Raw genomic sequence first — 19,633 nt, forward strand, 5'->3', positions numbered from 1 at the left:
TGATAGCTCAGATGTAGTGGCTGGCAATCCGGGCGTCCATGTGACCGAACGGCAAACTGAAACGCTGCAGCGCCCGGTGTGCCCGACAGACGGTGTGTTCATCGGATCGTGACCGCCGGTGAAACGGTTGCGGCTTGTCCGGTTGGACACTCTGCCATAGGTGACAGTTACCAACAGCTACTGCCAATCGCCCAGGAGAGTCCGCTTGAAGCACAAGCTGAACATCATAATCGGCAGCACGCGGCCGGGCCGCGCCGGGCCGGTCTTCGCCCACTGGCTGGAGGATTTTGCCCGCGAGCACGGCAAATTCGAACCGGTGCTGACCGACATTGCCACGTTCCATCTGCCGGTTCTGGACGAGCCGCATCACCCCAGGCTCGGCAATTACCAGAACGACCACACCAAAGCCTGGTCGAAGGTCATTGATGCCGCCGACGCCTTCGTGTTCGTGGCGCCTGCGATCGTCAACGCCATCGACTACCTTGCGCGCGAATGGAAATACAAGCCAGCCGCCATCTTCAGCTATGGCGGCATTTCCGGAGGCCTGCGCGCCGCGCAGGCGCTGAAGCCGCTGCTGACCGCGGTGGGCGTCATGCCCATCTCGGAAGGCGTCGCGCTGCCGATGTATCAGAAACTGCTGGAGAGCGACGGCTCCTTCCAGGCTAGTGAGCAGGTAGAGGGTGGGACCAAGACCATGCTGGACGAGCTCTCGCGCTGGAGCGGGGCGCTGAAGCCGATGCGGGCTACGTAACGCAGCCGGCCCCGGCTTGCTCATGCCATAAAGAGGTGGAATGGTCGGCAGGTGACTGAGCCGGGGGCGGTTCGATTTGCGCCTGTTGTTTGCCTTGCTGTTGATGCTTGCGACCACCGCCACAGCGGTGGCGGAGCGGCGCGTGGCGTTGGTCATTGCCGAGGACGACTACCGGCTGGTGCGGCCGCTGGCCAATCCTGTCAATGACGGCGAGGTGATGGAAGTGGCGCTGAAGAAGCTCGGCTTCGAGGTCGTGGTCGAGACCAATCGTGATCTCAGGCGCATGCGCCGGGCTCTCGACGATTTTCGCGAGGACGCCATGGGCGCCGACGTGGCGCTGGTGTATTTCTCCGGCCATGGCGTCGAAATCTCCGGCGACAACCGTCTTCTGCCGGTCGATGCCGATGCCTCCTCGCTCGACCAGCTGGAGAAGACCAGCCTGCCGTTGGAGGAAGTGCGCGATGCGGTTGCCGCCACGGCGAAGGTCGGGCTGATCGTGCTCGACGCCTGCCGCAGCGATCCGTTCACAGGCGGCAACGGCGACGGGCGTGGCGCCACATCGCTGATCAAGGACCTGGTGGACAAGATCAAGCCGGGCCTCGGACGCGTCGGCAAGGCGGAAAACATCCTGTTCGCCTTTTCGGCGGCGCCCGGCGAGACGGCTGCCGACGGTACCGGTGCGAATTCGCCCTTTACAGCGGCGCTGATCAAATACCTCGGCACCGACGGGCTCGAAATCCGCTCGGTGCTGACGCTGGTGCAGCAGGAGGTCTACGACCTTTCGCGCGGAAAACAGCTGCCCTACGTCGAGAGCGGGCTGCCGAAGCTGTTCTTCGCCTCGGCGGCCAAGGAACAACTGCCGGAGCGCGAGCGGCTGTTGCTTGCCATGGCCGATGTGACGCCGGAAATGCGCGGCGCGGTCGAACGGGTCGCCAGCGATGCCGACATGCCGCTGGCGCCGCTCTATGGCGCGCTGATCAGTTCCGACACCAGCCATCTCTCCGGCGAAAGCCTGGACGCCAAGCTGCGCGAGGCGGCCGACGCCTTCGTCAAGGTGCGCGGCGAGATGAAGACGCTGGCCGCCGACGACCCGCAGGTGACCGAACTGCGCCGCCAGGCCGAGGAACAGTTGGCGCTCGGCGCTTTCGATGGTGCACGCGTGATCCTCGCCAAGGCCGCCGACGTCGACAATGTCTCGCGCCAGGCGTTGAAGGCCAATTTCGTCAGCCGCACCCTGTCCGAAGCCGCGACGCGATTTCTCTCGGGCGGCGCGGCGCGTGCCACCCTGGACTATGCAACCGCCATCAAGGACTATGAAACGGTGCTGGCGCTCTATGGCGAAGCCGGGCAGACCTCGCTCAGCCTGGAACAGGCCGACCGCCAAAGCCGCACGCTGGAAGAGCTCGGCATCCTCTACACAACGGTCGGCAACACCGACGCCGCCGGCCGCGCCTTTGCGGCGCTGGTCGCCAATCTTGAGCAGCGAGCGCGCCAGGAAACCGATCCGAGCGTCAAGCGCGACCTCGCCATCGGCCATATCAAGTTCGCCAACATCAAGATGGCGCAAGGCGATCTGCCGGCCTCCCTGCAAAACTATGAGGCGGCCAGGGACATGTTGCAGGGCCTGACCACAGACGTGCCGGACAAGAAGGACTGGCTCGGCGATCTCGCCATGGCCAATGACAAGATCGGCAATGTGCTGGCCACGCAAGGCGACCTGGGTGCGGCAGCCCAGGCCTACCAGCAAAGCCTGTCCATCAAGCAGCAATTGGCCGATGCCGAGCCGAACAGCGTCTATCTGCTGCGCGACCTGACCATTACCTACGACGAAATCGGCGGTCTTGCCCGTACCGCCGGCCAGCTGGATGGCGCCCAGACTGCATTCGAAGAGAGCCTGAGAATTCGGCTGGCGCTGGCGCAGAACAACCCCGACGACCCCAGGCATCAGCGCGCCGTCTCCGTCAGCTACACCAGGATCGGCGACGTCCTGCGCGAGCGTGGCGACGCTGCGGGCGCGCTCGACGCCTACAACAAGAGCCAAATAATCGCCGAAGCGCTGGTGCGCCGCGACTCAAACGACACCGATTTGAAGCGCGACCTGTCGGTCGGTTACGCCAAGATCGGCAATGCTTACGGCGACCAGAAGGACTGGCCATTCGCGTTGGAGGCCTACCAGCAGGCGCTGGCCACGGCGCGAGACCTTGCCGCCAGCGACCCAGGCAACACCGATTGGCAGCGCGACCTGTCGGTCTGTCTGGAAAAAATTGCCGGCGTGTTTGATGCCCAGGGCGATATCGCCGGTGCTTTGCAGAACTACCAGGACAGTCTCGTCATTGCCGACCGGTTGGCAAATCTCGACCCGGGCAATTCCGACTGGCAGCGCGACCTGTCGATCACGTTCGAGGAAATAGGCCTGCTGGAGACCAAGCAGCGCCACTATGAGGGCTCGAAGAAGGCCTTCGAAGCCAGCCTGGCCATCCGCCAGCGGTTGGCCCTGTCCGATCCGGACAATGCGATCTGGCAATTCGATCTGGTACAGGCCTATATCAACTATGCCTATGTGGCGAAGAATCCGAAGGCTGTGTTGTCGCAGGCGCTAGACCTGACGCTGGAGCTTGACCGCACAGGCAAACTGGCGCCGAGGGACAAACCCACGATCAAATATCTGCGCCGTCTTCTGCCCAAATCGAAAGCCGCGAAAAAATAGCCGGCTGCCAGCTCGGGATTCAGCCCTGAAATGCCCGCAAACCTTGGAAAAACCGCCTTTTGCGCCTATATCTAGGACATCAAAGCGGCGTGATTCGAAGCCATTTTTTCGCGCTGAGCATGCGGCATCAATCAGACAGGTTTTCATGAGCGATCAAAGCGACAACGCCAACGGCGCTGAGGCCGAATACGGCGCCGATTCCATCAAGGTTTTGAAGGGGTTGGACGCTGTCCGCAAGCGGCCGGGCATGTATATCGGCGACACCGACGACGGCTCGGGCCTGCATCACATGGTCTATGAGGTGGTCGACAACGCCATCGACGAGGCGCTGGCCGGCCATGCCGATCTGGTCACGGTGACGCTCAATCCCGACGGTTCGGTCACCGTTATCGACAATGGCCGCGGGATTCCGACCGATATTCACACTGGCGAAGGCATTTCGGCGGCCGAAGTGATCATGACGCAGCTGCATGCCGGCGGCAAATTCGACCAGAATTCCTACAAGGTGTCTGGCGGCCTGCACGGCGTCGGCGTCTCGGTGGTCAACGCGTTGTCGGCCTGGCTGAAGCTGAAAATCCGCCGCAACGGCCAGATTTTCGAGATGAGCTTCACGCATGGCAATGCCGATGCGCCGCTCAAGGCGACCGGCAGCTATGAGCAGAACAAGCAGCCCGGCACCTATGAGGGCCGCAGCGGTTCCGAGATCACCTTCTTTCCGTCGTCCGAAACCTTCACCATGGTCGAGTTCGACTTCGGCACGCTGGAGCACCGGCTGCGCGAGCTCGCCTTCCTGAATTCCGGCGTGCGCATCATTTTGACCGATGCCCGCCATGCCGATCTCGTGCGCCACGAGTTGCACTATGATGGCGGCCTGGAAGAGTTCGTCAAATATCTCGACCGGGTCAAGAAACCGCTGATCGACAAGCCGATCGCCATCAAGGCCGAGCGCGACGGCATCACCGTCGAAGTGGCGATGTGGTGGAACGACAGCTACCACGAGAACGTGCTGGCCTTCACCAACAACATCCCGCAGCGCGATGGCGGCACCCATCTGGCCGGCTTCCGTGGCGCGCTGACGCGCCAGATCACCGGCTATGGCGAATCGTCGGGCCTGACCAAGAAGGAAAAGGTGGCGCTGATCGGCGACGACTGCCGCGAAGGCCTGACGGCGGTGCTGTCGGTCAAGGTTCCCGACCCGAAATTCTCCTCCCAGACCAAGGACAAGCTGGTCTCGTCGGAAGTCCGCCCGGTGGTCGAAGGCCTGGTCAACGAGGCGCTTGGCACCTGGCTGGAAGAACACCCGACCGAGGGCAAGGTGGTCATCGACAAGGTGATCCAGGCGGCCGCGGCGCGCGAAGCCGCGCGCAAGGCCCGAGACATCACCCGCAAAAGCTCGCTCGGCGTCACCTCTCTGCCTGGCAAGCTTGCCGACTGCCAGGAACGCGACCCGGCGAAATCCGAAATCTTCATCGTCGAGGGTGACTCGGCCGGCGGCTCTGCCAAGGGCGGCCGTTCGCGCCAGAACCAGGCAATCCTGCCGTTGCGCGGCAAGATACTCAATGTCGAGCGGGCGCGCTTCGACCGCATGCTCGGCTCCGAGATGATCGGCACGCTGATCACCGCGCTCGGCACCTCGATCGGCAAGGACGAGTTCAACGCCGACAAATTGCGCTACCACAAGATCATCCTGATGACCGACGCCGACGTCGACGGCGCCCATATCAGGACCTTGCTGCTCACCTTCTTCTTCCGCCAGATGCCGGAGCTGATCGAGCGCGGCCATCTCTACATCGCCCAGCCGCCGCTCTACAAAGTGACGCGCGGAAAAAGCTCGCAATACATCAAGGACGAGAGCGCCTTCGAGGAGTTCCTGATCGGCTCCGGGCTGGAGGAGGCGTCGCTGACGCTTGCCTCCGGCGAGGCGCGGGCCGGACAGGATCTGCGCGGCTCGATCGATGATGCACTGGCCGTGCGCCAGCTCATCAACGGGCTGCACACGCGCTACAACAGGGGCGTGGTCGAACAGGCGGCGATCGCCGGCGCGCTCAACGCCGATGTGCTAAACGACCTCGGCCGCGCCAATGCCATGGCCGAACGCGTCGCCCAGCGCCTTGACATCATTGCCGAGGACACCGAGCGCGGCTGGACCGGCCGGCTGTCGACCTCCAATGAAGGCGTCGGCGGCTATGTGTTCGAACGCACGGTGCGCAGCGTCAAGGAATTCGCGCAGCTCGATGCCGGGCTGATAAATTCGGCCGACGCACGCCAGCTCGACCGCTATGCCCCGCGCCTCATGGAAGTCTATGGCGAGCCGCCGGTGCTGCGCCGCAAGGATGTCTCCGAAACCATTTCGGGGCCGCTGGCGCTGCTCAACGCGGTGTTTGCGACCGGCCGCAAGGGCCTGACCATGCAGCGCTACAAGGGCCTCGGCGAGATGAATGCCGAGCAGCTCTGGGAAACCACGCTCGACCCGAATGTGCGTTCGCTGCTGCAGGTCAAGGTCAATGACGCCACCGATGCGGATTCGCTGTTTTCGCGGCTGATGGGCGACGAGGTCGAACCGCGGCGCGAATTCATCCAGGACAACGCGCTGTCAGTTGCCAATCTGGACATTTGAGGGCTGGGGGCCTTGCCGCCGGAGCTCCACTCCGGGTCAGGCCTTTGGCTCCAGCTTCCGACCAAGGTCCACCGCGTCGCGCAGCACTTGCAGATGCGAGCGCGGCGCGGTGCCCGCCGGCAGGGCGATTTCGACGCCGTTTGCCGTCGATGACCAATAAAGCGTGTGGGTGAAGATACGGCCAAGTGAGCTGCGAAGCTCGATCTGGATGTTCTCCACACCGGGGCCGAAGTTTTCCGTCATCGGACCGGAAATCGGATCGCCTGTCGCCCAGCCATTGCCGCGGTCGTAGACGTTCGTCCAGCGCGTTGCCGCAAACACCGCGCCATGATGCACCGCGCGCTGCGCCTTGCCTTGGCTGTGTCCTTCCCGGTAAAGCACGGTGCCGCCGGGGCGCCCGTCATCGGCAATCGGCGGGCAAGCCGAGAACAGGCGCTCGGCAAGGCCACGCCTGAATTCCGCGAGATTGTAGGTCACCAGGAATTCGCTGTGGGAGAGCGGACTGCCAAGCGTGACGAAATCGCTGATCTTCCAGGGCAGCGGGTGGTCGGCGTCCTTGGTCCGAAGCTGCTGGTAGAGCGCCCATTGACCGCGCCGGAATCCGGCGAGGTCTTCAAGGTTCTTTGGCCACGCTGACCCATCAGAGCCGAGCGTTGCCTTGTCGACGGCCTCGACCGCCGCCAGTTTGGCCTTGTCGCGGACCGCTTCCAGCCTTCGCGGCCGGAACTCGGCCCACAGGATCTGCAGCAAATCATAGGCGATGATCGACCCAAGGCTGTGCGAGACCAGCACGATGCGGTCGTAAGCATCGTCCTTCATCAGCGTCTTGAGCAACGTCAGGCCTCTGTCGCGGATCAGCGCACGCTTCTCGATCGTCGCCGCCTCGGCGCGCACATAAGCGGCGACGTCACCGAAATAGGGCAGGGCGAACTGATCCACCGCCCAGATGACAAAAGAAGCGAGGGTGGTGATCATCAGGCCGGTCGTCAAGGTAACGGCCTGTTGCCAGACCGATGTTGCCAGCACGAGTGCTGCGCCCAGAATGACGATAACGATCAGAAGTGTGGCGACGTAAAGCTTGCGGGCGTCGAGCGGAATGTCGGCGGGCTTGCGCCACAACAGGTTCGTCACCCAGGCGGCCAGCCGGCCGCGCGTCGTGCCTTGCGTGATGTCGGCCCAATAAAGCTCGTAGAAATCGGTACGGCGGCCATCGACGTCGTAGGGCGTGGTGATGCGGCGCAGCTCGTGTGACTTGGTCCGGCTGTCGGGCGTGATCCAGCTCTGGTTGATCGTGGCGCCGGAAACGGCCGGATCGGGAATCTGGGCGTAGGGTGGAGCACGGGTGGGATCGCTGCTCCAGACCGCCTGGACGAATCCCCTCAGCGTACCCATCGGCCGCTGCTCGCCCATGCCATGCACGATCACCACCGCCTGGCTGGGCTGCGCCTTTTTGTAAGCCAGCGATGCGACAGTCTTGGGCATCAGCGTCTCCGTTGACGACATCCGACGGCGGGATCGCTCATGCTACCCCCGGCTCACCGAGCCAACAATACACGGCAGCCCATGTGGAACTCCGTGAACCAATCCACAGTTTCGCAGTCGTGCCTCGGGCCGCGCGGAAAATAGTTCCGTTCCCGGTAAGCAAATCATTTCATTGCTCCTCGGAACGGAAATCGCTCAGGAACATTGTGACGACATCGATCAATTTCTCGCAGGGAGGCTCTTTATGGGACGCGGTATTTTGCTCTGGTTGCTCGGTATTCCGATCCCGATCATCATTCTCATCATGCTGTTCGTACGGTAGGAGGCGTCGATGCAGTCCACCGTATCGGCTGTCGACGTATCTGCTTCAACAGAATCCTCCGCCACGGCCGTCAGCTGGGGGCCGATCATCGCCGGCGCCTTCGCGGCCTCGACGCTGACCTTCATCCTCATGCTGCTCGGTTCGGGGCTGGGGCTGACCATGGTCTCGCCGTGGTCCGGCGCCAGTGCCTCGCTGACCACCTTCGCGGTGTCCGGCGCCATCTGGCTCATCATCGTGCAATGGCTGTCCTCCGGGGTCGGTGGCTATCTTGCCGGACGCCTGCGCACCAAATGGGTCGGCATCCACACCGACGAGGTCTATTTCCGTGACACCGCGCACGGCCTCCTCGCCTGGGCGCTGGCGACATTGCTGGTCGTCGGCATTCTCGGGTCGGCGCTGTCGGCAGTGCTTGGTTCAGGCGTGCAGGCGGCTTCTACTGTTGCCTCAGGCGCCGCCATGGGTGCTTCGGCCGGCGCGTCCGCCAATGCCGGCAGCGCACCGGCCGACAATGCAACGTCCTATCTCGTGGATACGCTGTTCCGTCCGGCTGATGCCGCCAGGCTCGCGGCGGCCAATCCGGACAGCGATGCGGCTGCGGCCGGGCAGGCTTCGCGCATCCTCATCGCCAGTGCGGCGGCAGGCGAAGTTTCGGCTGACGACAAGACCTATCTGTCGCAGCTGGTCGCCGCCCGCACCGGGCTTTCCGAGGCCGACGCCAAGGCGCGTGTCGACGCCCTGGTGGCCAGGGTCGAGGACGCCAAGGTCAAGGCAAAGCAGGCCGCCGACGCCGCGCGGAAAGGCAGCGCCACCTTCGCCCTGCTTGGCGCCCTGTCGCTGGTTATCGGCGCCTTCATCGCCAGCGCTGCGGCAGCCCTGGGCGGCAGGCAGCGCGACGACGAGGAAGCGGTTTTCCTGACCAGCCGCTGAACCGGTCTTCAACATCAAAAAGCCCGGTCGAACCGGGCTTTTTTGTTTCCGATGATGGACCGACAACCTTCCAGTGGAAGGTTGCGGCGGCTTAGTGATCCATGGCCTTGACGATTTCCTCGGTCATCTTCTTGGCGTCGCCGAGCAGCATCATGGTGCCGTCCTTGTAGAACAGCGTGTTGTCGATGCCGGCGTAGCCCGAGCCGAGCGAGCGCTTGACGAACAGGCAGGTGCGGGCCTTGTCGACGTCGAGGATCGGCATACCGTAGATCGGCGACGACTTGTCGTCGCGGGCGGATGGATTGGTGACGTCGTTGGCGCCGATGACATAGGCGACATCGGCCTGCGCGAACTCGGAGTTGATATCTTCCAGTTCGAACACTTCGTCATAGGGAACATTGGCTTCGGCGAGCAGCACGTTCATGTGGCCCGGCATGCGGCCTGCCACGGGGTGGATGGCGTATTTGACATCCACGCCATTGGCCTTGAGCTTGTCGGCCATTTCGCGCAGCGCGTGCTGGGCCTGGGCGACCGCCATGCCGTAGCCCGGCACGATGATGACCTTCTGTGCGTTCATCATCAGATAGGCAGCGTCGTCGGCCGAGCCCTGCTTGACCGTGCGTTCGATGCCGTCATCGGCAACCGCCGCGGTCTCGCCGCCGAAGCCGCCGAGGATGACCGAGATGAACGACCGGTTCATGCCCTTGCACATGATGTAGGACAGGATGGCGCCGGACGAGCCGACCAGCGCGCCGGTGATGATCAACGCCAGATTGCCAAGCGTGAAGCCGAGTGCCGCGGCGGCCCAGCCGGAATAAGAATTCAGCATCGAGACGACGACCGGCATGTCGGCGCCGCCGATCGGGATGATCAAGAGGACGCCGAGCGCCAGCGACGCCGCGACGATCAGCCAGAACACCAGCTTGGCCTCGGTGGTGACCAGAAGCACGATCAGCACGATCAGCGCGATGCCGAGGACCGCGTTGATGATGTGACGGCCGCCGATCATGATCGGCTTGCCCGACATGCGGCCATCGAGCTTGAGGAAGGCGATGACGGAGCCGGTGAAAGTGATGGCGCCGATGGCAACGCCAAGGCTCATCTCGATCAGCGCCTGGGCGTGGATGTCGCCATTCGTGCCGATGCCGAAACTTTCCGGCGCGTAGATGGCGGCTGCCGCGACCATGACGGCGGCAAGGCCGACCAGCGAGTGGAAGGCGGCGACCAGCTGCGGCATCGACGTCATGGCGATGCGGCGCGCTGTAACGGCGCCGACGCCGCCGCCGATGGCTAGACCAAGCACGATCAGGCCGAAGCGCCCGGCGGACGGAGTCGCCAGCGCCAGCGTGGTGGCAATGGCAATGCCCATGCCGATCATGCCGTAGAGATTGCCTTGGCGGCTGGTGGTCGGATGAGATAGGCCGCGAAGCGCCATGATGAACAGGACGCCAGAGACCAGGTAGAGGAAGGACGCGAAGTTGGCGTTCATGGCGCTCTACCGGTCCTTCTTCTTGTACATGGCCAGCATGCGCTGGGTGACCAGGAAGCCGCCAAAGATGTTGACCGAGACCAGCATCAGCGCGACGAAGCCGAAGCCGGTGGCAATGCCGGAGGCCGAGATGCCGACGGCCAGCAGCGCGCCGACGACGATGACCGAGGAGATGGCGTTGGTGACCGCCATCAGCGGCGTGTGCAGCGCCGGCGTCACCGACCAGACGACGTAGTATCCGACGAAGATCGCAAGTACGAAGATGGCGAAGCGGAAGACGAAGGGATCGATGGCGCCGCCGGACAGTGCGTGCGCGGCATCGCCCGCCGCATCGGCGCCACCGGGCGCGTTGGCCAGGTTCTGCACAGCCAGCCGGACGGCGGCACTTGCCTGGTCGAGCTGATCGAGGGCTTTCTGCAAGGTCTGATCCATCACGCGATCCCCTTCGGCTTGGCGGCGGACTTGCCGGCAGTGGCTTTGTCGGACGCCTTTTTCGGTGCAGCCTTCTTCGGCGTGGCATCAGCCACCATGGTCTCGGCCGGAATGGCCGCCGGTTCGATATGGGGCTGTTCCGCCGCCTTGGCGAAGGCCGGATGCACCACGCGGCCAGCGTCGGTCAGCATCGTCGCCTTAACCAGATCGTCTTCGCGGTTGATGGCGAGCGTCTTGCTGGTCTTGTCGACCAGCGTCTCGAGGAAGGCGAACAGGTTCCTGGCGTAGAGCAGCGAGGCCGATGCGGCGACGCGGCCGGGCACGTTGAGGTGGCCGACGATCTTAACGTTGTTGGCCGTCGTCACCACCTGACCCGCAACCGCGCCTTCGACATTGCCGCCGCGCTCGACGGCGAGGTCGACGATCACCGAACCCGGCTTCATCGAGGCGACCATCGCCGCCGACACCAGCTTCGGCGCCGGCCGGCCGGGGATCAGCGCCGTGGTGATGACGATGTCCTGCTTGGCGATGTGCTCAGCGGTGAGCGCTGCCTGCTTCGCCTGGTACTCCTTCGACATTTCCTTGGCGTAGCCGCCGGCGGTCTCGGCCGCCTTGAACTCCTCGTCCTCGACGGCGAGGAACTTTGCGCCAAGCGACGCCACCTGTTCCTTGGCGGCGGGACGAACGTCGGTGGCGGTGACGACAGCGCCGAGACGGCGCGCCGTGGCGATCGCCTGCAGGCCGGCAACGCCGACGCCCATGATGAAGATCTTCGCCGCCGGCACGGTGCCGGCCGCAGTCATCATCATCGGCAGCGCGCGGTCATACTCCGATGCGCCGTCAATCACGGCCTGGTAGCCGGCGAGATTGGCCTGCGACGACAGCACGTCCATCGACTGGGCGCGGGTGATGCGCGGCATGAATTCCATCGAGAAGGCGGTGACCCCAGCCTCGGCAAGCGCCGCGACCGCGGCATCATTGCCGTAGGGATCCATGATGGCGATGACCGCCGCACCCGATTTGTAGCCCTTCAGCTCGGCGTCGGTCGGCCGGCGCACCTTCAGCACCACATCCGCCCGTCTCGCATCCGAAGCCTTGCCGATCGCGGCACCCGCCTTGGCGAACTCCTCATCGGGAATGCGCGACCTGGTGCCGGCGCCCGTCTCGACGGTGACGTCGAAGCCCAGCGCCGCCAGCCGCTTCACGGTATCGGGCGAGGCCGCGACACGAGGCTCGCTGGCATCGAGCTCGCGAGGGATGAAAACCGTCTGTCCCACCGCATGATCCTTTCGGCTGGAACCTGTTTGCGCAAGAGTGCGGCTTTGCGAAAGAGTGCGGCCGGATGTCCGGCTACGCCCTTGGCAAGGGTCTGAAGAGACTATCGGAGAATGAAGGCGCCGAGGGCGAGGATCAGCACGAACAGGATGGTCGCGGAGAAGAAGCCGCCTGCGAAGAAGCCGAAAGCCATGGCCAGGAGCAGGGCGCCGCAGAACAGCGAGCCGTATTTGGCCAGCGCCAGAAAGCCATGATAGGTGCGGTCATGTTCGGCATAGTCCATCTTCGCGCCCAGTTCGACAGGACCGGTCGGCGTGTGATCAGCCATAGGAATACCCCTTCGAAGACATCTTTGAGGCACATAGCGAAAAGCTGGACCAAGAGCAATGGCGCTATTGCCGCACGACCAGCGACAACAGCCTCAAAGAATGTTGAAAGCCGGCGGTATGGGCTCTTGTCGCCGGCCTAACGTCGAACGTTGAGGGTTTTGCGTTTCAACCGGCTAGATGCGGAAACAGCCCGAGCAGCCCAATGACGATCAGATAGAGCGCGACGATGTAGTTGAGCAGCCGCGGCATCACCAGGATCAGCACGCCGGCAATCAGCGAGATCAGCGGGGTCAATGCTAGCTCGGGAATATGCATGTCGGTTCCTTTCTATGGCCGCGTCGGGGTCGTGACGTCCAGAACGCCGAAGCGGCCGGAAAGCTCCTCGCACCGGGCGCTAAAGTGCGCCGGCTTTGCCGACATTACGCTGCTTCGCGAAAATATTTAGCGGTGGGCAGGATGGTCAGCGGCGCGAGCTCGCCGGCCGGCGCCTTGGCAAACAGCATACGCCGCTCCAGCGCCGTCGACTGGAAGAAGGGAAAGCGCTCCAGCGTCGGGGCCATGTTCTGCTCGCAGATCGATTCATAGAAGAAGATCGGCATGGTGAAGGGCGGGTAGAGGCGCGGCTCGCCGACCTGCACCGATCCGAAGATGCGATGGTAGAAGGCCGTGTGCTCCTCGCGGATCATCGAAATGCAGCTGGTGGCGTTGAAGAAGGTGTTGGCGATAACCGCGAGCCGCAGCGTGACATAGGGCAGGGCGCGGTTGGCCGACGACATTTGCGGATCGATCGCCAACCGGCTCGGGTCGATGAAGGTTTCACCGCGCGCCAGCCGCAGCAGCAGCCGGTCGCCGAAAACGGTCATGATCGGCGCTTCGGGGGTCTCGCGGGTCAAATGGTGGAGCCTGACGGTGCTGACCAGCTCGCCATCCATGAAGACGCCGAAACAGTAGCAATTGCGCACTTCGTCAAGGTGATCGACGAGCTTCTGTTCGGTAATGGTGTCAAGCAGGCCGTGTGTATGAAAGGCCTTGTAGCGCAGCCGGTAGACCGCTTCGAGATCCTCGCCGCTTTCGCAGCGCCGGTATTCGACACGCTCGAGGACGTCGAGGACGTTGCGGGCGAACAGGGAAGGCGGGCCAGATTTGACTGCCGCACCCGAAAGCACACCTGACTGATGCGTGTCCATTACTTCCCCTCGTACCGCCGCAGGAGAACAATACCGGACGACCGAAGGAACAAGAAGATGAAACTCTAATCGTCTGTGTTTACCGATCATTAACCTTAACAATCAGTTAACGTCTAGACAATACAACGCTTTTTAGACGGGCTTTTCAAGCGCAATTTAATGACGGGTCAGGGCGTGGCGAGTTTTGCCGCCGGCCGCAGCTCGGCGGCGAAAGGCCAGGTCACGTTGGACATGGTCTCTATGCCCGAGGCACTAAGTGCTGCGCCAAACAGGAAGCCCTGGACGAGGTCCGGCTTGACCGAATGCACCAGGATCTTCAGCTGTTCGAAGGTTTCCACACCTTCGATGGTGACGGTCAGCCCGAGCACGCGGGTCAGGTCGACGATGCCCTTCAACAAGTCGAGCGAACGCTTGTTCTGGGTCACGTCCATCAGGAACGAACGGTCGATCTTGATCTTGTCGAGCGGCAGCTTGTGGAGGTAGCTCAGGCTTGAATAGCCGGTGCCGAAATCGTCGAGCGCAATGCGCACGCCAAGCTGCTTCAGTTCCTCGATATACTGGCGCGTTAGCGATTTGTCGTCGAGCAGCGCGGTTTCGGTGACTTCGATCTCGAGGCGGCCGGCGGCGAGCCCCGAAGTGGCAAGCGCGTCGCGAACCTTCTGGACAACGTCGCGGTTGCGGAAATCCTTGGCCGAAAGGTTGACCGAGACGCTGGTCTGGCCCGGCCATTTGGCGCATTCGGCGCAGGCAGCCGCGAGCACAAAAGTGCTGATCTCGGAGATGATGCCCATTTCTTCGGCCAGCGGAATGAAGATGCTGGGCGAAACCGGCCCGAGATCGGGATGATCCCAGCGGCACAGGGCCTCGCAGCTGGCGATGCGCATGGTGTTCATCGCCACGATCGGCTGATAGACCACCCGCAGCGCCTTGCCTTCGACCGCCGTGCGCAGGTCGGCCTTCATCAGCTGGCGGTTGCGGAACGCCGCATCCATCGCTGCCTCGAACAGCCGCCAGTTGTTCTTGCCGAGTTCCTTGGCCTTGTAGAGCGCCAGATCGGCCTTGACGATCATGGCGTCGACATCGGTGTCGTCGACCCTGGACAGCACGGCGCCCGCGCTTGCCTGGATGCGCAGACCGTGGCCTGCGACGTCGACCTCGCCCTGCAGATCGGCAAAGATCTGGTCGAGCAGGCCCGTCAGATGGCTTTCATCCTCGACGCGGTCGAAGAAGATCATGAACTCGTCGCCGCCGAAACGGCTGACATTGACGCCTTGCCCGGCGACGGCCGCCAGCCGCTCGGCAACGGCATAGATAAGTCCGTCGCCGACCGGATGGCCGAGGGTGTCGTTGACGCTCTTGAAATCGTCGAGATCGAGCACCGCCAGGGCGCACAGGCGGTCGCGGCTGCCCGACGCCATGGCTTCACCGACCAGCTCATGGAAATACGCGCGGTTCGGCAGGCCGGTAAGGCTGTCATAGCGCGCCATGAAGCGGATTTTTTCCTCAGCCTCGACGCGGGCGGTGACGTCCTCGAAGGTGATGACACCGAGATCCTGATTGCCTTCGCGGGCCGAGAACTCATAGTGCTGGCCATTGGAGAAGGAGACCAGCACCTTGCGGTCGCGGCCCTCGCGCAAGGCGCGCGTCAGCTGCGCTTCGACATAACGACAGTCTTTCGGCGCCAGCATGCCTCCGGCGACGCCGCGCAGGAGCAGCGAATGGATCGACCGCCCGAGCAGTTGGTCAGGCGAGCGCAGCGACATCAGATGCGCGGCTTCGGCATTGCCGACCACGACCTTGCCGTCGGGGCCGAGCATGACCAGGCCATGCGACATGGTGTTGAGCGCGCGGTTGAAGCGCTCGGCGAGCCTGGCGGCCGTCTTGCGCTCCGAAATGGCGTTGAACAGCACGGTGCGGACGTGGCTGGCCATCCGGGTGATGATGAAGATGAACGGCACGATGTAGAGGCCGAGGATGAAATCGCCGAGATGTCCCTTGAGCATCAGCCCGACCGCGATCGGCAGCACGACCGTGAAGGCCTGCACCGCAACCATGGTCTTGGAGCCGTAATTGCGGCCGACAATGGTCACCGTCGAGCCCATTATGACGGCGATGGCGGCGCTTTCCCCGAAGACATCGGGAATGAGATAGATTGAGGTGAAGCAGAAAAGCCCCATGAAGAAAGCCTGGATGGTGCCGCCAACCAGGTAGTAGCGTTCCCACTTCTTGGCTTGTTCATAAGTTTCGAAACTGCCTATGCGCAGGCCTTTGCGGATGCCGTAGTAACGGTAAAGCCCCGCCGCAAGCATAAGCGCGGCCAATGCAAGATAGGCCGGATGCCCCGAGGTAAAATAAACCAGAATGCCGATGAGGCCATGGCAAAATGCGCCAATCAGCAGGATCCCGGGATCGTTGAACAACGATCGCACGAACCCAGCATAGACGTCCTCACCTATCTCTGCGGCTTTGTTTTCTTGCATGGCCTGCGGTGTCGCACGAACCGCAGTCATGTCACATTCGCCTTAAGAAAGGTTTAGAGATGCCGTTCCGACGCCTGGCGTCAAGTCGGCTCCATCGGCGTAAACCGCGAAAATTCGTGTTCAGGTAAACAAGGCGTATCGATCACTCGGCGGCCTGAAGTTCAGGCCGCGCCGGCGTGTTGGCCAGCCGCTCGACAAGCCTTGTGCGCTCGCCCTCTGCCTTTTCGGCGCTGGCTTGCCTGACATGGCCGTAGCCGCGAATGAGCGCCGGCACCGAGACAAGGGCGATGGCGGCCTCGATCCTGCCTGGCGCAAGTGCTTTGGCGACAAGCTCCAGATCGGCCTCATAGCGGGCCAGAAGCTGCCGCTCCATGCGCCGCTCGGCGCTGTAGCCGAACACGTCGAAGGCCGTGCCGCGCAGGCTTTTCAGCGCCGCCAGCAGGCGAAAACCCTTCATCATCCACGGGCCGAAGCTCGATTTCCTCGGCTTGCCGTCATTGCCGCGCCTGCCCATGATCGGCGGCGCCAGATGAAATTCGAGCTTTTCGTAGCTCTGGAACTGTTTTGACAGCTCCATAGCGAAGGAGCCGTCAGTGTAGAGCCGCGCCACCTCATATTCGTCCTTGATCGCCATCAGCTTGAACAGATTTTTGGCGGCTGCCTCGGTCACCGCGGTCGAGCCGGGCACGGCCTTTGCCTCGGCGGCACGCAGGACCGCCAGCCGCTCGACATAGCGCCTGCCATAGGCGGCATTCTGATAGGCAGAGAGGAAAGCGACGCGGCGGGCGATGATATCGTCCAGCGTCTCGGCGATCTCAGTGGCCTTGCTCGGTTGCGCGATGAGGCCGCGCACAAACTCCGGCTGATGCGCGGCGCGCCGGCCCCAGCGGAACGCCGCGATGTTCATCGCCACCGCCTCGCCGTTCAATTCGATCGCCTTTTCAATAGCTTGCGCCGACAGCGGCAGGCCGCCATGCTGGAAGGCGAAGCCGAGCATGAACATGTTGGCGCCGAGCGAATTGCCGAACAATTGGGTGGCGGTGCGCGTGGCGTCGAAGAAATGCGTCTTGTCGTCGCCGGCGGCAGCGCGGATCGCCTTCTTCAGGCGCTCGATGGGCAGCGAGAAATCGGCCGAGCGGGCGAATTCGCCAGGCATGATCTCGGCAGTGTTGGCAAGGAAGATGGTATGGCCTTCGCGCACCGCGCCAAGCACCTTCTTGGCGCCGGACACGACAAGGTCGCAGCCGAGTACCAGGTCGGCCTTGCCGGCCGAAACGCGGATCGCGTGGATGTCGTCCGGCGTGCGGGCGATGCGGACATGGGTGAACACCGAACCGCCCTTCTGGGCGAGGCCGGCCATGTCGATCATGCCGCAGCCCTTGTCCTCGAGATGGGCGGCCATACCGAGCACAGCACCTATGGTGACGACGCCGGTGCCGCCGACGCCGTCGATGATCGCCGCCCAACCCTCGCTACCGAGCGGGAATTCGGCTGGCACCGGCACGCCGTCAAGCGGGTCGGAGCGGCCGGCAATGCCTTCGGCCTTCCTGATCTTGGCGCCGTGCACGGTGACGAAGGACGGGCAGAAGCCGTTGACGCAGGAGAAATCCTTGTTGCAGCTCGACTGGTCTATTCTGCGCTTGCGGCCGAACTCGGTCTCGACCGGCTGGATCGAAACGCAGTTCGATTGCACGCCGCAATCGCCGCAGCCCTCGCAGACCAGTTCGTTGATGAAGACCCGCTTGTCGGGATCCGGGAAGGTGCCACGCTTGCGGCGGCGGCGCTTTTCGGCGGCGCACGTCTGGTCGTAGAGCAGCACCGAGACGCCCTTGACGTCGCGCAGTTCGCGTTGGACGAGGTCGAGGTCGTCGCGGTGGTGGATGGTGGCGCCAGAGGGGAATTCGGCCTTCCCCGCATATTTGTCCGGCTCGTCGGTGACGATGGCGATGCGCTCGACGCCTTCGGCGCGCACCTGCCTGGCGATCATGTCGACAGTCAGGCCGCCTTCATGCGGCTGGCCGCCGGTCATGGCGACGGCGTCGTTGTAGAGGATCTTGTAGGTGATGTTGGCATCGGTCGACAGCGCGAAGCGGATCGCCAGCGTGCCGGAGTGATTGTAGGTCCCGTCGCCGAGATTCTGGAAAATGTGGCCGCGCTTGGAGAATGGCGCCTGGCCGACCCATTGTGCGCCCTCGCCCCCCATGGCGGTGAAGCCGACCGTGTTGCGGTCCATCCACAGCGCCATGAAATGGCAGCCGATACCGGCGGCGGCGATCGAGCCGTCGGGCACCTTGGTCGAGGAATTGTGCGGGCAGCCGGAGCAGAAGAACGGCGTGCGCGAACCGATATCGCTGGTTTCGGCAAGCATCGCCTGGAACTGGCGCAGCTTCGCCACCTTGGCAGTGATCTCTTCCGAAGGGCCGATTGTGCGCAGGATGCGCTCGCCCAGCGCAATGGCGATCTCGTTGGGGTCGAGCGCGCCCTTGGCCGGGAACAGCCAGTCGCCGCGCTCGTCCTTCTTGCCGACGATCGCCGGCTGGGTGGCGGTGCCGTAGAGGTTTTCGCGCAGCTGCACCTCGATCAGCGAGCGCTTCTCCTCGACGACGACGATGGTGTCGAGGCCGCGGGCGAATTCGGCGATATGCTGCAGGTCGAGCGGCCAGGGGCAGCCGACCTTGAACAGGCGGATGCCGATGCGGTTGGCGGCGGCCTCGTCGATGCCGATGTCTTCCAGCGCCTGGCGGACATCGAGATAGCTCTTGCCCAGCGTGATGATACCGAGCTTCGGCGCGCGGCCGCCCGAATAGACGACGCGGTTCAGGCCGTTGGCATGGATGAAGGCGGATGCAGCGGCGCGCTTGTATTCATGCAGCCGCTCCTCCTGGCCAAGCATGTCGATCTCATCGCGGATGTTGAGGCCGCCGGGCGGCATATCGAACTTCGGCACGACGATGTTCAGGCGCTCGAGCGCGGCATCGACGGAGGCCGTGGATTCGATGTTGTCCTTGACGCATTTGATAGCCGCCCAGGTGCCGGCGAAGCGCGACATGGCAAAGCCGTAGAGGCCGTAGTCGATGATCTCCTGAACGCCGGCCGGGTTGAGGATCGGCACCATGGTGTCGACGAACAGGAATTCGGTGGCGTGCGCATTGGTCGATGATTCGGCCATATGGTCGTCGCCCATCAGCGCAAGCACGCCGCCATACTTCGACGATCCCGCGAGGTTGGCGTGGCGGAAAACGTCGCCGGAGCGGTCGACTCCCGGCCCCTTGCCGTACCAGACCGAAAACACGCCGTCATGCGTGCCTTCACCCAGCAATCCCGCCTGCTGAGAGCCCCAGCAGGCGGTGGCGGCAAGCTCCTCGTTGAGGCCGGGCTGGAAAACGATGTCGGCCTGCGCCAGCTGCTTTTTCGCCCGCCACAGCTGCATGTCGAGGCCGCCGAGCGGCGAGCCGCGATAACCGGACACGAAGCCGGCCGTGTTGAGGCCGGCCCGTCGGTCGCGCTCGCGCTGCATCAAAAGCATGCGGATGACCGCCTGTGCGCCGGACAGGAAGATGCGCTCCTTACAAAGATCGAACTTGTCGTCGAGCGCGACGTCGTGCAGCGTCATCAGGCATTTCCTCGGCGGAGGC

General features: G+C 63.5%; 13 protein-coding genes. 4 read left to right on the plus strand and 9 right to left on the minus strand.

Features of this window, described 5'->3' with window-relative positions; all coding sequences use genetic code 11:
- Nucleotides 1–205: 205 nt before the first annotated feature.
- The 3 genes from X726_RS148420 (at nt 206) to gyrB (ending at nt 6,075) form a co-directional block, all read left to right on the plus strand.
- On the plus strand, nt 206–751 hold the full coding sequence (locus X726_RS148420) for an NADPH-dependent FMN reductase (protein ID WP_023671331.1): 546 nt from the start codon (nt 206–208) through the stop codon (nt 749–751).
- Nucleotides 752–827: 76 nt separating this feature from the next.
- Nucleotides 828–3,458, plus strand: a complete 2,631-nt coding sequence (locus X726_RS148415; protein ID WP_023671332.1) for a caspase family protein — start codon at nt 828–830, stop codon at nt 3,456–3,458.
- Nucleotides 3,459–3,603: 145 nt separating this feature from the next.
- Nucleotides 3,604–6,075 carry a DNA topoisomerase (ATP-hydrolyzing) subunit B gene (gyrB, locus tag X726_RS148410; RefSeq protein ID WP_023671333.1) on the plus strand — a complete coding sequence of 824 codons (2,472 nt, stop codon included), beginning with the start codon at nt 3,604–3,606 and terminating at the stop codon, nt 6,073–6,075.
- A gap of 36 nt (nt 6,076–6,111) precedes the next feature.
- Here gyrB and X726_RS148405 read toward each other — a convergent pair whose 3' ends face one another.
- Nucleotides 6,112–7,557: a hypothetical protein gene (locus X726_RS148405; RefSeq protein ID WP_031215118.1), complete on the minus strand. Its 1,446-nt coding sequence runs from the start codon at nt 7,555–7,557 to the stop codon at nt 6,112–6,114.
- A 331-nt stretch (nt 7,558–7,888) separates the two neighbouring features.
- On the opposite strand from X726_RS148405, the gene X726_RS148400 reads away from it, so the two are divergent.
- On the plus strand, nt 7,889–8,806 hold the full coding sequence (locus X726_RS148400) for a membrane protein (RefSeq protein WP_023671336.1): 918 nt from the start codon (nt 7,889–7,891) through the stop codon (nt 8,804–8,806).
- Nucleotides 8,807–8,897: 91 nt separating this feature from the next.
- On the opposite strand, the gene X726_RS148395 is transcribed toward X726_RS148400, so the two are convergent.
- The 8 genes from X726_RS148395 to X726_RS148365 form a co-directional block, all read right to left on the minus strand.
- On the minus strand, nt 8,898–10,295 hold the full coding sequence (locus X726_RS148395; RefSeq protein ID WP_023671337.1) for an NAD(P)(+) transhydrogenase (Re/Si-specific) subunit beta: 1,398 nt from the start codon (nt 10,293–10,295) through the stop codon (nt 8,898–8,900).
- Between the two features lie 6 nt (nt 10,296–10,301).
- The gene (locus X726_RS148390; RefSeq protein WP_023671338.1) at nt 10,302–10,730 is read right to left on the minus strand and encodes a proton-translocating transhydrogenase family protein; all 429 of its coding nucleotides are present in this window, start codon (nt 10,728–10,730) and stop codon (nt 10,302–10,304) included.
- Nucleotides 10,727–12,004 (minus strand): Re/Si-specific NAD(P)(+) transhydrogenase subunit alpha, encoded by a 1,278-nt coding sequence (locus X726_RS148385; RefSeq protein WP_023671339.1) that lies wholly within the window; start codon nt 12,002–12,004, stop codon nt 10,727–10,729. Before X726_RS148385 ends, X726_RS148390 begins: the two co-directional genes overlap by 4 nt.
- A gap of 101 nt (nt 12,005–12,105) precedes the next feature.
- Nucleotides 12,106–12,330: an aa3-type cytochrome c oxidase subunit IV gene (locus tag X726_RS148380; RefSeq protein WP_023671340.1), complete on the minus strand. Its 225-nt coding sequence runs from the start codon at nt 12,328–12,330 to the stop codon at nt 12,106–12,108.
- Nucleotides 12,331–12,496: 166 nt separating this feature from the next.
- Nucleotides 12,497–12,646: a DUF3096 domain-containing protein gene (locus tag X726_RS1000000169305; RefSeq protein WP_023671341.1), complete on the minus strand. Its 150-nt coding sequence runs from the start codon at nt 12,644–12,646 to the stop codon at nt 12,497–12,499.
- A 104-nt stretch (nt 12,647–12,750) separates the two neighbouring features.
- Complete coding sequence (locus X726_RS148375) at nt 12,751–13,518, minus strand: hypothetical protein (RefSeq protein ID WP_023671342.1); 768 nt, start codon at nt 13,516–13,518, stop codon at nt 12,751–12,753.
- 167 nt (nt 13,519–13,685) lie between these two features.
- Complete coding sequence (locus tag X726_RS148370) at nt 13,686–15,998, minus strand: EAL domain-containing protein (protein ID WP_023671343.1); 2,313 nt, start codon at nt 15,996–15,998, stop codon at nt 13,686–13,688.
- Nucleotides 15,999–16,140: 142 nt separating this feature from the next.
- Nucleotides 16,141–19,611 (minus strand): indolepyruvate ferredoxin oxidoreductase family protein, encoded by a 3,471-nt coding sequence (locus tag X726_RS148365; protein ID WP_023671344.1) that lies wholly within the window; start codon nt 19,609–19,611, stop codon nt 16,141–16,143.
- Nucleotides 19,612–19,633 lie beyond the last annotated feature (22 nt).

This window comes from Mesorhizobium sp. LSJC285A00 (genome assembly GCF_000503155.1).
GTDB lineage: Bacteria > Pseudomonadota > Alphaproteobacteria > Rhizobiales > Rhizobiaceae > Mesorhizobium.